Source organism: Pseudoalteromonas luteoviolacea DSM 6061, from assembly GCF_001625655.1.
Taxonomy (GTDB): Bacteria; Pseudomonadota; Gammaproteobacteria; order Enterobacterales; family Alteromonadaceae; genus Pseudoalteromonas; species Pseudoalteromonas luteoviolacea.
This window is the reverse complement of sequence record NZ_AUYB01000093.1, coordinates 44,647-59,810: the sequence shown is the minus strand read 5'-3', so window position 1 is coordinate 59,810 and position 15,164 is coordinate 44,647. Positions and strand designations below refer to the sequence as shown.

Annotated in this window: 12 protein-coding genes; 8 read left to right on the top strand and 4 right to left on the bottom strand. The window is 43.2% G+C overall.

Annotation, left to right across the window (positions count from 1 at the left end):
- Positions 1-8: 8 nt before the first annotated feature.
- From N475_RS06960 to N475_RS06935, 6 genes are all read left to right on the top strand, one after another.
- Positions 9-734: an ABC transporter ATP-binding protein gene (locus N475_RS06960; protein WP_185843623.1), complete on the top strand. Its 726-nt coding sequence runs from the start codon at positions 9-11 to the stop codon at positions 732-734.
- Positions 735-818: 84 nt separating this feature from the next.
- Positions 819-3,227 (top strand): ABC transporter permease, encoded by a 2,409-nt coding sequence (locus tag N475_RS06955; RefSeq protein WP_081232381.1) that lies wholly within the window; start codon positions 819-821, stop codon positions 3,225-3,227.
- Positions 3,228-3,316: 89 nt separating this feature from the next.
- Entirely contained in the window at positions 3,317-4,483 is a 1,167-nt protein-coding gene (locus N475_RS06950; protein WP_063357330.1) for an efflux RND transporter periplasmic adaptor subunit, read from the top strand.
- Positions 4,484-4,492: 9 nt separating this feature from the next.
- The gene (locus tag N475_RS06945) at positions 4,493-7,651 is read left to right on the top strand and encodes an efflux RND transporter permease subunit (protein WP_405127433.1); all 3,159 of its coding nucleotides are present in this window, start codon (positions 4,493-4,495) and stop codon (positions 7,649-7,651) included.
- 260 nt (positions 7,652-7,911) lie between these two features.
- Positions 7,912-9,978 (top strand): S9 family peptidase, encoded by a 2,067-nt coding sequence (locus N475_RS06940; RefSeq protein ID WP_063364935.1) that lies wholly within the window; start codon positions 7,912-7,914, stop codon positions 9,976-9,978.
- Between the two features lie 55 nt (positions 9,979-10,033).
- Positions 10,034-10,438: a hypothetical protein gene (locus N475_RS06935; protein WP_063357333.1), complete on the top strand. Its 405-nt coding sequence runs from the start codon at positions 10,034-10,036 to the stop codon at positions 10,436-10,438.
- A 5-nt stretch (positions 10,439-10,443) separates the two neighbouring features.
- On the opposite strand, the gene N475_RS06930 is transcribed toward N475_RS06935, so the two are convergent.
- Entirely contained in the window at positions 10,444-10,911 is a 468-nt protein-coding gene (locus N475_RS06930; RefSeq protein ID WP_063357334.1) for a Dps family protein, read from the bottom strand.
- A gap of 375 nt (positions 10,912-11,286) precedes the next feature.
- Between N475_RS06930 and N475_RS06925 the strand changes: the two genes are divergently transcribed.
- Positions 11,287-11,496, top strand: coding sequence for a hypothetical protein (locus tag N475_RS06925; RefSeq protein ID WP_063357335.1), 210 nt, complete (start codon positions 11,287-11,289; stop codon positions 11,494-11,496).
- Position 11,497: 1 nt separating this feature from the next.
- Here the strand turns inward: N475_RS06925 and N475_RS06920 are convergent, their stop codons facing one another.
- Positions 11,498-12,103, bottom strand: coding sequence for a lipase family alpha/beta hydrolase (locus N475_RS06920; RefSeq protein ID WP_063357336.1), 606 nt, complete (start codon positions 12,101-12,103; stop codon positions 11,498-11,500).
- Positions 12,104-12,111: 8 nt separating this feature from the next.
- Positions 12,112-12,648 (bottom strand): YaeQ family protein, encoded by a 537-nt coding sequence (locus N475_RS06915; RefSeq protein ID WP_063357337.1) that lies wholly within the window; start codon positions 12,646-12,648, stop codon positions 12,112-12,114.
- 104 nt (positions 12,649-12,752) lie between these two features.
- On the opposite strand from N475_RS06915, the gene ylqF reads away from it, so the two are divergent.
- Entirely contained in the window at positions 12,753-13,697 is a 945-nt protein-coding gene (gene ylqF, locus N475_RS06910; protein WP_063357338.1) for a ribosome biogenesis GTPase YlqF, read from the top strand.
- Here the strand turns inward: ylqF and N475_RS06905 are convergent, their stop codons facing one another.
- Positions 13,698-15,116 (bottom strand): sensor domain-containing diguanylate cyclase, encoded by a 1,419-nt coding sequence (locus tag N475_RS06905; RefSeq protein ID WP_063357339.1) that lies wholly within the window; start codon positions 15,114-15,116, stop codon positions 13,698-13,700.
- Between the last annotated feature and the right edge of the window lie 48 nt (positions 15,117-15,164).

Below are 15,164 nucleotides of genomic sequence, written 5' to 3'. Positions count from 1 at the left end.
GAGGGGACATGAAGCCAATCATTGAAATGAAAAACATCGGAAAGGTATTTGAAACATCTGACTTGCAAACTCATGCATTGAGAAACATTAATATGTCCATTGAGCAAGGAGAGTTTATCTCTATTTCCGGGCCTTCTGGATGTGGTAAGTCCACTTTATTGTCAATTATGGGGTTAATAGACACAGCCACTTCAGGTAACTACTTTTTGGCGGGGCAACAAGTTGACTCACTCTCATTTGACCAAAGCGCTGAACTTAGAAATAAGCACATAGGGTTTATTTTTCAATCTTTTAACTTGGTCGAATCAATGAGTGTTTTCGAAAATACGGCATTACCCTTGCGCTACAGGGAGCCTAAACCTAGTGCTGATAGTGTGAAAGAAGGGGTCCTAAGTTGCTTAGAGCAAGTGGGGTTGTCTCACCGTTTGACACATCGACCCAGTCAGCTTTCTGGTGGTCAGCAGCAGCGTGTCGCGATTGCCCGTGCGCTTGTAACACAGCCCAGCATCCTATTGATTGATGAAGCAACTGGCAATCTAGATTCCAAAAGCGGTGATGCGGTCATGTCGATTATTGGTGAGTTGCACCAACAAGGGACGACGATTTGTATGGTTACTCATGATCCTAGATACGCAAATATGGCCTCAAGACAGATAAAGCTGTTCGATGGTGAATTATTAGGTACTGCGCAAAAGTCATCTATGCCTTTACCAGTACATCCATTGACGTTTTAACTGCTCATATCTCGGCATTCGAGTGTTGTGTGCTGTCTATCTCGACAACATCAGTGCTCGAAGTGCACAGCACTCAAGGAATTTATGATGTTGAAAGAACATATCAGCGCGGTTAAGGCACTGTTATCTAGAACTCGATTTTCGATTATTTTTGTTATTTTACTGACCATGGCTCTGGCTGGTGGACTCGTCGTAAGTCTAATTCACTGGCATGCAATCGCCCCCTTACCATACAAGCATGCAGATAGACTCGTTTGGTTGCATGGTGAAATGCTTGATAGACGAGGTGAGGTGATCATGGATAAGGCACTTTCTAATATTGCAGCCCAGTATATTGCCAGCCATGACTCACAACTCGGTCTCGTGGCGCCGATATTTTATGGTGAGGGTCTGTTCACTTCACATCAAGAGCAGCCCAAGATTAATGTGACTTATACCCACCCAAATTTTTTTACGCTATTTGGCTTAAATTTGCTTGCTGGACAGTATTTCAACGCACAGCCAACTGAGAATAAAGGGCTGCGGGAAGTCGTGGTTAGTGCGTGTTTTGCAAATCGCTATATGCACAATCGATCACAGGGGGCATTTGCTGCCTCTAACATCCTTTTTCAATCGATCGAATTGGATACTGAAAATTATCGTGTTGTTGGTGTTGTCGAATGCAGCAACGCAGAACCTCAGCTAAGTGCTGCCAATCATCAGACCGACATTTTTATGGACTTCGGTGCAACGATTAATTATGACCAACCACTTCTAGAACACCTATCAGTCAGGTATGAAACGTTTGTCGTTGGCCGACTCGAGGAAGGTAAAAATATCAAACCGGTAGCCCCTGAGTTGGTAGCCCATCTTAACCAGAAGTTTTCACAAGGGCTGGTTAGTTTTAACCATGGGAAAGATAAGCTGCTGACCTTTACATATTCCCCTTTGCACAATCGGCTTAAAGGGCTACTAAAAAGTACCAGTAACTGGCTATTGTTAGGGGGCGTGGCATTTTTACTGATCACATTAGTCAATTTGTTTGTCTTTTACTTGCTGGACTTTAAAAAACAACAGAGCGAATTAGCGTTAAAGGTGACATTGGGTGCCAAACTCAAGACTTTGCGTGGCGCACACTTTATTCAATTGGGTGTGTTGTTCTTGATATCTGCATTGGGAGCAACTCTGGTCGCAGAGCTCTCTGTTCATATGATAAAGCAGGTTGCCGCTAAGTCATTTGCACATATGGGGTGGTTAGATATCAGCTGGTGGCAGCATAGCTTAATGGTTGTCAGCGCACTTACATTGTCATTTGTGTTTGCCCAGTTAGGATTTTCGCAATTGTCGTTCCGACACTTACACTCTCAGATGCACGGGGGCAGTAAAGGACAAACGAAGCAATTACCACAATGGCTGACAGTCAATGTGTTGATCATTCAGCTCTGTTTAGGAACCGTTGTTTTGTGCTTAGCTATATGGTCATCTATCTTTTTTATCGAGCGGCTATTAACCCCGACGGGTATAGATCACGCTGACGTCATGTTCATTGAACGTCAACAGCGTTCTTGGAGTCGAGAGGCGGAGCAGATTGATTCACGCAAGCAGGTATATTTAGCCAATGAACGCGCACTAATATCGCATCCGAAAGTCGCATCGGTTGCACTGAGTGCCATCACCCCTTTTAATACTAGCTACGTGGCCAGCATTGGAAAGTCACCGCAAAGTGTCGACCAAATTACAATTAACTCTCAGTTAGTTGGGGCGGGTTACTTTGAATTGCTTACTCAGCGTGTGGTCGCGGGGCGCGTATTCACTGAACAGGACAGCGAACTTCGCAATGTGTTGATTATTAATCGCAAAGCTGCGTTATTAATGGGGATAGATGAGCATGATATCGGTATAACTTTATATCCAGGGAAACAGTCGCCTATCACTTTAATTGGCATTGTGGAAAATACGTTTACGCACACCACGGGCTCTTTGCCAATACTGTATTTTCCTCACGATTATTATGAAACCAATATCTTAGTGAAGTTTAAGTCAGGCCAATCGATGAGTAAATCAGAGGTGGTTAAAATACTAAAGCAGCAAGAGACTACGCAAAACGTACAAGAATTAACGACCTTATCTGCATTGATTAATGAGTTAAACAAAACAGCCATCCTGAGTTTGGTTGGTGGCATAGGTCTGTCTATTTTAATTGTTGCGCAAGTGGTCGTGGGGTTATTTGGCTTATTGGGAAATCTTGCATATAGCCAGCGAGCCATATTATTGATTAAGCAGCAAGTGGGTGCCAAACATCGCCAATTAATGCGGGAGCAAGTACTGCTCAGACTTGGGCATTTTGCGGTGGCCTTGGTGATTGCAACAAGTGTAATTCTGGTCATTGCAAATGTTGTGTCTGTGTCGTTGTCTATTTTGCTGTTTAGTTACACATTGTCGGTGATTTTAGTCTTTAGTCTGCTGTTTTTTATAGATTTATACCATGTCTATAAGCAGTTGAAAAAAGATTGAAGAGTTGTAACAGATTCTTACAAATGTCACACCCAGCATGGCCTAAATCTTGTTAAGATAGCAGTAGGAAATTATCAATAGGTGCGGTCATGCAAGCAAAGACACTAAAATGGATAGTACCCTTCGTTGCGTTGGGTATCGGTATCGCAGGATTTATGGGTATAAATGCTGTTGCAAAAAGTGATGATGAATCAGACGTTGTAGACACAAGGCCTATCGTCGAAGTGGAAGCATTAAGAGCTCAAGATCATCAAGTTGTGATCAATAGTTATGGTGAAGTTCAACCTCTTGAGCAAACGATGTTGTCAGTACAAGTTTCTGGTGAAATTGAGTATTGGCATCCAAATTTCGTTGCAGGTGGTGTTATCAATAAAGGAGATATCCTCCTTAAGATTGAAAAAGATAATTATCAAGCGGCAGTGTTACAAGCAGAGGCCGCGCTTTCCAGTGCTCAAGCGCAACTAATCGAAGAGCAAGCGTTGGCTGACGTTGCTGCGGATGAAGCAAAGCGCTTTCCAAGCAAAAAGCACACAGATTTATTCCTTCGTAAACCACAATTGCTCAGCGCGAAAGCCGCGGTTAAATCTGCCAAAGCAGCACTTAGCAGAGCACAGCGAGATTTAGACAATTGTGAGGTGGTGGCACCATTTAATGCGTTGGTCGTATCCAGAGACGTGGGATTGGGTCAATTCGTGAATACAGGTGCCTCTGTGGCGAGGTTAAATAACATTGAGCAGGCCGAAATAATCATTCCAATTGCGGGGTTCGATTCTATTTTTCTACCAGAAAATGTGTCGGGTATTGAAGCGACCTTGTCGCAAAAAGGCATCAATGGGTTTACTCGCCAAGCATACATTCATCGAGATCTGGGCGTGGTAGATCAGCAAACGCGCATGAACAACTTGGTAGTTCGCATTGACGACCCTTATGGTTTGACTAGCAATGCACCAGCCATAAAGTTTGGTACCTACGTACAGGTACAATTTGCTGGTACAACACTTAAACAGATTTATCGCCTGCCACAAGAATTAGTTAACAACCAAACGGTGTGGTTAATCAATTCGGATGCGGAGCTGGAACCCCGAGAAGTGCAAGTCATTCGCGAAGAAGGTGCGTACTATTTAGTAGGTGAGGGTCTCTCGAATAGTGACACTGTCGTTGTTACATTGCCTGAATATCCACAGCGAGGCATGGCGGTTAAAGTCGCAGGTAGCGAGCAAGGTCAGGGAGATACTGACAACGTGGGAAAGCTGTAACAGCAGGGAATGACTATGACTGAACAAATCAAAACTTCCCAAAAAGGGTTAATTGCGTACTTCGCACACAACCCGGTCGCCGCTAACCTCATGATGGTCTTTATCTTGATCATGGGCATTGTGAGTTACATGACAATCCAACGGCAGATGTTTCCGAGTATTGAACTCAACTTTGTCAGTATTAATGCTAATTATCCAGGTGCTTCCCCTCAAGAAATTGAAGAAAGTATCCTGATCAAAATTGAAGAAGCGCTTAAGGACGTCACTGAGGTTGACAAAGGTGTTTATCGAGCTCGTCGCGGCAGCGGCAGTGTGCAGCTAGAGATAGACACAGATGCGGATTTAAGTGATGTGGTTGATAAAGTACGTACCCGGGTTGATGGTATCGCGACTTTCCCAGCAGCAATGGAGCCTGTCAGGGTTCAGCAGGTTGAATTTCGTCAAGACGTGATTCAGATGGCATTGGCTGCGGATATCCCTTTGGCACAGCTCAAGCCGCTCGCGAAAGAAGTAGAAGATGAATTATTGCAACTTAGCAACGTTTCTCTTGTTGAGCGCAGTACGCCAGCATATGAAATTGGGATAGAAATTGATCCGGACACATTACGCCGTTATGGATTAACGATTGAAGATGTCAGCAACTCTATTCGTCGTTACTCTGCGAACATGTCCGCAGGTCAAATCAGAACGGATGCAGGCATTATCTCGGTACGAGTTGAAAATCAAAAGTATCGAGGCGATGAGTTCAAGCGTATTCCTGTGAAAGTGGGAGATAATGGCGCGAAAGTATATCTGCAAGACGTTGCAACCATTAAAGATGAGTTTGTTGAGGGAGAGTTCTACTTCAAACAAAACGGCGTTAATGCCGCGTTTATTTCGGTTAAAGCGACCAAAGAACAAAACATGGTGCCCATTGCCAAAACGGTTCATGCATACATCGAAGAAAAAAATAAAACCTTGCCAGCGGGTGTGTCTTTATCACCCATTGTTGATATGACTTACTATCTTGATGCACGTCTAGAAATGATGAAAAAGAATATGCTTCAAGGGGCGTTATTAGTCGCCATTATGTTGTCAATATTCTTGCGTTTTAAGCTTGCGCTGTGGGTTATGATTGGTTTACCTGTGTGCTTCCTTGGCGCCATAATGTTGATGCCGGTATTTGGTATCAGCATTAATATCGTATCTCTCTTTGCATTTATTATGGTACTGGGGATTGTTGTTGATGACGCCATTGTTATTGGGGAAGCCTCCTACACGGAAATTGAACGCAGTGGTCCGAGCGTTGATAGTGTGGTTCGCGGCGCTAAGCGTGTAGCGACTCCAGCAACCTTTGGGGTATTGACCACGATGGCCGTTTTCGCGCCTATGGTAATGTCGAGTGGCCCACAAGGCGCTTTCTTTAAGTCGATTTCTATTGTGGTGATTCTGTGCCTGATATTCAGTTTGATCGAGTCAAAATGGATCTTGCCGGCACACTTGGCGCACACAAAGTTTAAGCCAATGCGTGAAGGCAGCTGGCGCGCTAAGTTTAACAAGCGCTTCTTTGCATTCGTGAATGGTCCTTACCGCAGCACTGTGGAAAAGTGTGTGGAATGGCGCTGGGCAGTATTTTCTGGCTTTATTGCCTTATTCCTTATCAGCATGTCATTGATCACGTCTAGCCAAGTGCGTTTTATCCCACTTCCTAAAGTGCCTCATGACTATCCAATGGTCAAAATATTACTCAATGATAATGTTTCTGATGAGCAGACTTTGGCTGCGGTTACGCAAGTTGAAAAGATGATGCTAGAAGTGGATCGCGAGATCGAGCAAGAATATGGGCAAAAAATGCTAAAAGATATTCTTGTTTGGAATGAAGGTCGCAGTGAAGGTTCAGTGCTTGCGGTATTAGTTGATGAAGATCTTCGTCCATTTGATGCATTTGAGTTATCACGCAGATGGCGTGAAAATATGCCGACTATTGCAGGTGTTAAGTCATTACTTGTTATTGATGATGTGAATGATCAGGGTAATGGTGATGGTGAATTTGGTTACCTACTTTACGGTCCAGATATTGATACCTTGAATGCCGCGGGGAGACAATTTATCTCTATGCTGCAACAGGAAAAAGGCTTATTTGATATCAGCTCAACCATCGATCCACCGAGCAAAGAAGTACAGTTATCATTAAAACCTGTGGCGTACGAACTTGGCCTGACATTATCAGGTATTGCAAGCCAAATTGGAGATAGCTTTTATGGCGGTGAAGCGCAACGAGTGATCCGAGATGGTGAAGAAATTCGTGTGATGGTGAGGTATCCAGAGCTGGATAGGGAAGCCGTTGCTTCTTTGAAGTATGCTTTGGTGAAAACGCCTGTAGGACGAGAAGTGGTATTGGGCGACGTCGTTGAGTTTACTGAAAAGCCAGGTGTAAGTTACATCCGTCGAGAAGGTGGATATCGCACAGTGTACGTATACGGTAGCATCGACGAGCAAGCAATTGAGCCTTCTGCCGTGGTTAAAAATATTAAAGAGAATCTATTACCTAAACTGTATGAGCAATACCCAGGGGTTAAGTCTGAGTTAGGTGGCTCGGTAGAAGAAACTCAAGCTCAAGCAGATGAGCAAGTCATGTTCTTTATTGCCGGTATGATGATTGTTTATATCCTTTTGGCCGTACCACTGAAGAGTTATTCTCAGCCATTAATTATTATGTCGGTTATTCCATTTAGCTTGATTGGCGCTGTTTGGGGTCACTGGTTGAATGGTTTAGACATGAGCATGATGTCGACCTTTGGCCTAATTGCTGCTGCCGGGGTTGTAATTAATGACTCGCTGGTCATGACTGACTATGTTAACCAAGTTCGTAAAGAAGGTGTTAGGCTGAAAGATGCCGTGATTGAAGCAGGGTGTGCACGATTTAGAGCGATTACCTTAACGTCAATCACGACATTTGCAGGGGTCACACCGATTATCTTCGAAACCAGCTTGCAAGCTAAATTTGTGATACCTATGGCAATATCCCTAGGTTTCGCGGTGTTGTTTGCAACTATGATCACGTTGATTTTAGTGCCTTGCTTGTACATTATCTTGGTTGATGTAAAGAGTACATTTGGCAAGTTTGGACGCAGGCTGATGCGCCGAGATAGAAATATGGACGAGGACGGTTCAGCGAGTAACGCATAAATACCGCAGCATATGTTTAAAAAACCCAGCACAGTAGCTGGGTTTTTTGTTTTAAACGACAAAATTAGGGTAAGAGGGTAAGCTCTCTTGTTTTAAAGTGTGATGTTATAAAGTATTGTCTTGCCAAAGCGTCTGATTAAGACAGTAACGAACTATGGATCCTATTTATTGCAGGCGCAAAGCTGTGCATGAAACCTGCGCTGTACGTAATGCAAGGCTGTGATAGACTGGTACCATAATAATAATTCAGGAACAGATACATGACCAAAGCGCTTACCCCACCGGTGGCAAAAAAAGTACCCCATCAAATGGAGATACACGGGCATCAAAGGACAGATAACTATTACTGGATGCGCGATGATAAACGTCAAAACGAAGAAGTTCTGGCCCACTTAAAAGCAGAGAATGAGTACTGCGAAGCAGTAATGAAACCTCATACTGCACTACAAAGTAAGCTATTCGAAGAAATGAAAGGGCGTATCGTTAAAGATGATTCCTCCGTTCCCGTTAAAGATGGGCACTATTGGTATACCAATGAGGTGAGTGGTGAGGAAGAATATGGTCGCCACTATCGCGCGCTCAATGAAAAAATGGAAAACAAAGAGTTGCTACTCGATGTGAATGAGCTCGCAAAAGGTCATGAGTTTTATGAATTGGCGGAGTTGATTGTCAGTCCGGATGACGCGCTATTGGCGTATTGCGAAGACATTGATGGTCGTCGCATTTACACCGCACGCTTTAAAGATATTGCAACCGGCAAGTTATTAGATGATATGCTGCTCGAAACTGAAGGTCAAATCGTTTGGGGCAATGACAATAAATCGGTTTTTTACGTCAAAAAAGATTTACAAACATTACTGGGGTTTCAGGTTTATCGACATATATTGGGCACACCTCAAAGTGAAGATGTGTTGGTATATGAAGAGCAAGATCGCCAATTTTATATGGGGTTGGGTAAAAGCCGAGATGAGAGTGAAATTTTTATTTATCTCTCAGCAACTGAAACAAGTGACGTTTTATATTTAGATGCTAACCAGCCTCTTGGCGAGTTTAAGCGCTTACTTGCGCGTCAAGAAGGGCATGAATACGGTCTTGAAAAGTTTGGTGATTACTATTATTTGCTCTCAAATAGCGACGCGAAAAACTTCCGTTTAGTTCGTGCAAGTGCTGATGCGATAAATGATCCAAGCAAATGGGAAGAAGTGATAGCCCATCGGGAGCACGTATTACTAGAAGGGTTGGAATTGTTTGATAGTCACTTTGTGATTACAGAGAGGGAAAAAGGTCAGATCCGCTTTGTCATTCACGACTATCACGGAGCGAGCTATCAGTTGGGCTTTGAAGATGAGTGTTACTATGCAGGTGTTGCATACAACCCTGAATCGAGTGCCACATCGGTGCGAATTTCTTACTCTAGCCTTACGACGCCAAGCAGTATTTTTGAGTGTGATTTAGCGACAGGGAAAAAGACGCTAAAGAAACAAATGAAGGTACTTGGTGACTTTAACCCGTCTGATTACGCTTCTGAGCGAGTTCATATTAGGGCGCGTGACGGAGAGGAAATCCCAGCATCAATCGTATATCGCAAATCGCTTTTCAATAAAGATGGTACCAACCCATTACTGCAATATGGCTATGGTGCATATGGCTACACAATAGACCCTATTTTTTCTAGTTCCACATTAAGTTTGTTGGATAGAGGCTTTGTATATGTGATCGCACATATTCGAGGGTCCGAAATGTTAGGCCGTCGATGGTATGAACACGGAAAGAAAGCACACAAAGAAAATAGCTTTAATGACTTTGTTGATGTGACTCGTGCATTGGTCGATATGCAATATGGGGCCGCAGACAAGATATTTGCATCAGGTGGCAGTGCAGGAGGTCTTCTAATGGGGGCTGTAATAAATCAAGCTCCTGAGCTTTATCTTGGTATTGGCTGTCACGTCCCATTTTTAGACGTGTTGACGACTATGTTGGACGAAACGATACCACTGACAACGAACGAGTATGATGAGTGGGGCAATCCGAATGAAAAAGAGTATTACGATGTCATATTATCGTATTCTCCCTATGACAACCTAGAAGCGAAGGACTATCCTAATATTCTAGTGACAACTGGGCTACATGATTCCCAAGTCCAGTATTGGGAACCAATGAAATGGGTCGCTAAGCTGAGAGAATTTAAAACAGATGAAAATCTCTTGGTATTAAAAACTGATATGGACTCGGGTCATGGTGGCGCGTCGGGCAGGTTCAAAAGTTTGCACGAGAAAGCACTAGAGATGGCATTTTTTATTTCTTTGCTTCCTGAAGCGACAAGCTGACTCATTAATTACCGCGGTGCGAGAGCACCGCATTGACGGTATTAGAGAGGGTGGCATGTTTACGGTACATGGGCAATGGCAAATCGATATCACTCCCCCCAATGTTTTTGTGAATTTAGTCGGGGCGTTTAATTGTGAAGGAATGACAGCGTTAGAACAAGAAGCGCGTCAAAAATGGCTCAATTACAACCCTGGTCAATTGTATGGTGCAGTGATTAACTTGAGTCAATTTGAAATGACAACCAGCGACAGCATTGAGGCGCTAAAGGACTATTTTTCTGATATGGAAAAGAGAGGTTATCGTCGTATTGACTACATAGGCATTGATGCCCTATCTAGAAAAATCATCAATGAATTGTGGTCACAAAGCGACATCCAAGTGCAACTTTACCTTGATGTCGCCGCTTACCTTAGTCAGCACCCTAGCCATCGTGGGGCGGCTGAGTGGTTAACCGAATAAAGCTGTTAGCCTAAATATGCCTTCAGCATCCACACGAGCTTTTCTTGCTCAGTGATATAATCACTCATCAACGATGCGGTGCCTTCATCTTCGGCATCAGAAGCTTGCGCTAAAATACTGCGCTGAGCTTTGATGAGTAAAGTGAAACCATCTAGTAAAATAGCCACCGCTTCAGGTCCATTTTGCACCCCTTTTGCTTCGTTGATTTCACTGATAGCAAGGTAGTCACTAAATGCATGAAGGGGAGTCCCTTCAATCGTTAGAATACGCTCTGCTAACTCATCCACTTTGAGTAGCAACTGATTGTAAATCTCTTCAAACTTTACATGTAGTTCAAAAAACTCTCTACCTTTAATATTCCAGTGAAAACTACGGGCATTCATATATTGAATTTGATAGCTGCTCAATAAAGTATTTAATGACTCTACCAATTGCTGACTTTTTTGTGCGTCTAATCCAATGCTATTACTCATGTCTTTTTCCACCCTAGGTTCAGTTGACGGCTTAAGCCGCAGAAATTTGTGTCGTTAATGGGCTATTGAAGTTGCAGCCCGTATTAACTCTATGACACCTAGTTTGGCCCAAGTTCAGTAACTTGGCTATCAATGAAAAGCGATTAGTATCATCGAAAAAGGTGTTTGCACTAGCTTAAAGTTTGCCAATTTGTCTGATTACTCGACCTATGCTTGATCCATCGCAAGGGGTTAAAAGAGGGGATTATTTGTACATAACGAACTTGATTTAGGTCAATTTTTATACGCTTTATGGCGCCATAATGAATGGGCAAAACGTTCTATTCATTCCCAACCTTTATCTTTTAGGACGTTAGTTTAATCAAGGAGAGCACTATGAAAGGTAAAACAGAGTCACAGCATAGAGGCGAACTTACCGTAGTTGTCATTGCGTTAGTTGCTTTTGTCGTCGGTTTAGTTGGTCACCTCGCAGGAGCAAGCTATGCTAATTCAGACGCGTTTGGTTACTTAGCTGCACCCGTGCCACTAATTATGGGTATCATCGCTTTAGTTGCATATAAATTAGCACAAAGAGCTGACAAGTGAGCTATTCATCACGATGTAGGATCTCAATGATATAGTCCATCACCGTGCGTGAGTAAATTAAAGTGGTGTGGCTGAGGTGAAATATCTTGTGCTCAGCCATACCTTTGAGCTTGGTTTCATCAAGTAGTACGGTACCATCAGAGCGGCTGCCTTTTTGCAACAATGGCATCAAACCAATGGGCAGATCACCCGCAATACTATATAAACGCGCATGAAAAGGCCACGTATTGGTTTCACTCAATAGGTATTCAACGCTGTTTTTTAAAAGCCTATCAAACCCTTTGTCATGCATATGCTTGGCAATTGCACTCCCTTTATGAGGCGTACCAAGCGTGATGACCTTTTTAACATGTTGACTTTGCGGTGATGCATAAGTGAGGTAGTCTCTAGCGACCAACCCTCCCATAGAGTGACACACCAATGCCGTGGGTTGGCCGTCAACAAATGCATCTATTTTTTGAAAGATGGTATGTTTGTCTGGGTCAAGTGTATTGTAGGTTAGGTTGAGAATATCGCAGCCTGTCTTCTCTAAGCGCTTACAAAGCGGTTGCATCACAAAACCCGACATATATAACCCGTGCAATACGACGATCCGCTTTATTCTCATTGGCTTCCCTACTTTAGTTGTTGTGGTGTGATCTGCACACTATGTTCAGAATTACTTAGCCATATTTCGCCATCTTGAATGGTGGCTGTCAAATCCATTGAGCGAGCAAATAACTCTGTCATTTGGGAAGTTGCACTATACGGTAAGCTAAATACAGACAAATTGCCGTATTGATTCGCTGCAGACTGATTTTTTTTCCACCAGATTTCTTGCGTATTTTCACCGTAGGTATACAAAACAACCTGCTTGGCGCGAACAGCGGCTTTTTTGAGTCGCTTTTCGTCTGGCAAGCCAATATCAACCCATAATTCAACGTCGTCAGTTAGGTTTTTTTGCCATGCTGCTGGCTCATCATCTACACATAAGCCCTTGGTAAACGTGAGCTCTTCGTTATATTGCAGTATATAAGCAAGTAAACGCACCATTAAGCGCTGTTCATTTTCCGATGGGTGCTGTGCAATAGTTAGAGACTTGTCAGTATAAACATGTCTATCCATGTCGCTGATATTTAAATGTGCTTTTAAGATTGTCGATTTTAGTGCCATGATAGTGCGCAGAGAGTTTTTAAAGCATCAGTATATCAAGATTTATCTATCTGGTGCGTTTTACGTTAAAATAGCCACAGATTTTAGTTTTGGAGAGATTTTTTATGGCCATCCAATGGTTTCCTGGGCATATGAACAAAGCGCGTAATGAGATCAAAGAGATCATGCCGCAGATGGATGTCATTATCGAAGTGCTTGATGCACGTATCCCATATAGCAGTGAAAACCCGATGGTAACGCAGCTGCGAGGTGACAAGCCGGTCATCAAAATCTTGAATAAAGCAGATCTTGCAGACCCCGAGATGACTAAAGCTTGGATGGAGTATTTTGAGCAAGAAGATGGAGTTAAAACACTGTCGTTTGGTCATGATAAGGCGGCTGAGGTGCATCGCATAAATACGCTGTGTAAAAAGCTAGCGCCACATAAAGTGGGTCAAGACAAACAATTGAAAGCCATGATTATGGGGATCCCAAATGTTGGCAAGTCGACACTGATCAACATTTTAGCGGGCCGTATTGTGGCTAAAACGGGTAATGAACCTGCGGTAACTAAAGCGCAGCAACGTATTCGCTTAGAAGATGGCATCATGCTGTATGACACGCCGGGCATGTTGTGGCCAAAAGTGGAAAATGAAAACTCCGGCTATCGACTGGCAGCAACAGGCGCGATACGTGATACAGCGATTAATTATGAAGAAGTTGCCAGTTATACTGCTGAGTATTTATTGAAAGCATACCCAGAGTTGCTAAAAAGCCGCTACAAGATAGATGAATTACCAGAGTGCGATTGGACCTTTATTGAAATGGCAGGCCGTAAACGCGGCTGTATCCGTGGAGGGAATCAGGTTGATACGCATAAAATGTCGGAAATTCTCATTAACGAATTGCGTGATGCAATCCTTGGCAGGGTGACAATGGAAACCCCGCAAATGCGCGAAGATGAAGAGCAAATGGTGGCAGAATTGCGTGCTGCCGCTGAAGCAAAAAAAGCAGCTCGAGAAGAAGAAAAGCGCCAGCGACGTGCCCGCGCAAGGAAAAACCGCCGCTAATTAAGCGGCTTCTGCAAGCACCGTGCGATTTCTGCCGGTGCTTTTCGCACGATACAAAGCAGCATCGGCTCGTTTTAGTAAGCCATCCTCCGACTCATCAACATGGTATTGTGCAATGCCAATACTTGCGGTGACCTTTACCTCGCACGGGCTTTTATTCAGTTCATCGTGGATCTGCTGTGCTAACTCATAGCCATTGTCTAGTGTGGTTTTGGGTAGTAGGATGACAAACTCTTCTCCGCCCCATCTACAAGTAACACCACGGGATTTCACTACACTTTTGCAAACCTGAGCGACCTGCGCCAATACTTTGTCTCCGGCCAAGTGCCCATGCTCATCATTAACTTGTTTAAAGTGATCTACATCCAGAATCAGCATGGTTAAAGGCGTAAATTGCGTACGCGCTTTATGCAAAGCTTTTTGCAGCAAGGGTTCAAATGCTTGACGGTTATGGGTATTGGTCAGTTTGTCGAAAGTGGCCATTTTTTCAAGACGTTTTTGGTAGTGATTGAATGTCAGCTGCGCGCTTGCAAGTATTACTGCGGTGATCACTACACCCATGAACAAATTGATGTACAAAGTATCTGAAAAAGACTTATCTTGAGTAAGTGTTTGCTCTACGACTAAATACCAACCAAACTGTTCTAAATACCGTGAGTTGATAAAGATTGTTTTTTTATCCTGTTCTAATCTTAACTTGTAGTTGTTTTGATTGAGCAGTTTAGTGCTGTGTATGCCAAATTTATCGGTTAGTGTGGCGTCGGTAAACGTCGAGTCATTGTAAAACAATAAACGTCCTTTATGGTCAATAAAATAGACCTTACGATCGTAAGTATGTTGGTATTTATCGATTAATCGCTTTAGGTGATCTAGCTTTACACCGACACCCGTTACCCCTAGCACCTGACCTTTGTGCTGAATCTTATGGTTCACAAAGACCACGGCTTGATGGTCATCGCGGGGGTCTAAATCGACATTCAAAGTATATGGGTTGGGGCTCTCTAAAGTTTCTTGATACCACTGGTCTTGTGTACTCTGTGTATCGAGATCAGAAGTTTCGCCATCGTACCGGTAATATTTCTGATCGTCGCTGGTAACTAAAAAACCAGTGACGGCACCAAACTCTCGGCGAGTTTGTCGTAAATACTCAAACAACAATTGTTTGTTTTCTTTGTTATCAATCAGCCATGCATGTAAAAAAGTGTTGTGCGCCATTTGAGCAGAAATAATAATCGGTGCTTGCAGCTGTTTTTGCAGATCAGTGTGAATGAGGTGACTGGTTAGGGGCAGTGCATCGTTTTCGATCCCATTGAACAAGGATTGCTTAGCAATGATTAGACTAAACCAACTGGTAAAAATAAAACCAGTTAGCAGCAGTATCGTTAAAATTAAATTATAGCGATAGCGAGTTTTGGTCATAGCAAGGTGCAAGTAATAAAAGGCACGAAACTCTAACAAGGGTACAAA

Excerpts from the sequence above, each read along its gene's own strand:
- N475_RS06960 (WP_185843623.1), top strand. The coding sequence starts at position 9 with ATGAAGCCAATCATTGAAATGAAAAACATCGGAAAGGTATTTGAAACA.
- N475_RS06955 (WP_081232381.1), top strand. The coding sequence starts at position 819 with ATGATGTTGAAAGAACATATCAGCGCGGTTAAGGCACTGTTATCTAGA.
- N475_RS06950 (WP_063357330.1), top strand. The coding sequence starts at position 3,317 with ATGCAAGCAAAGACACTAAAATGGATAGTACCCTTCGTTGCGTTGGGT.
- N475_RS06945 (WP_405127433.1), top strand. The coding sequence starts at position 4,493 with ATGACTATGACTGAACAAATCAAAACTTCCCAAAAAGGGTTAATTGCG.
- N475_RS06940 (WP_063364935.1), top strand. The coding sequence starts at position 7,912 with ATGACCAAAGCGCTTACCCCACCGGTGGCAAAAAAAGTACCCCATCAA.
- N475_RS06935 (WP_063357333.1), top strand. The coding sequence starts at position 10,034 with ATGTTTACGGTACATGGGCAATGGCAAATCGATATCACTCCCCCCAAT.
- N475_RS06930 (WP_063357334.1), bottom strand. The coding sequence starts at position 10,911 with ATGAGTAATAGCATTGGATTAGACGCACAAAAAAGTCAGCAATTGGTA.
- N475_RS06925 (WP_063357335.1), top strand. The coding sequence starts at position 11,287 with ATGAAAGGTAAAACAGAGTCACAGCATAGAGGCGAACTTACCGTAGTT.
- N475_RS06920 (WP_063357336.1), bottom strand. The coding sequence starts at position 12,103 with ATGAGAATAAAGCGGATCGTCGTATTGCACGGGTTATATATGTCGGGT.
- N475_RS06915 (WP_063357337.1), bottom strand. The coding sequence starts at position 12,648 with ATGGCACTAAAATCGACAATCTTAAAAGCACATTTAAATATCAGCGAC.
- ylqF (WP_063357338.1), top strand. The coding sequence starts at position 12,753 with ATGGCCATCCAATGGTTTCCTGGGCATATGAACAAAGCGCGTAATGAG.
- N475_RS06905 (WP_063357339.1), bottom strand. The coding sequence starts at position 15,116 with ATGACCAAAACTCGCTATCGCTATAATTTAATTTTAACGATACTGCTG.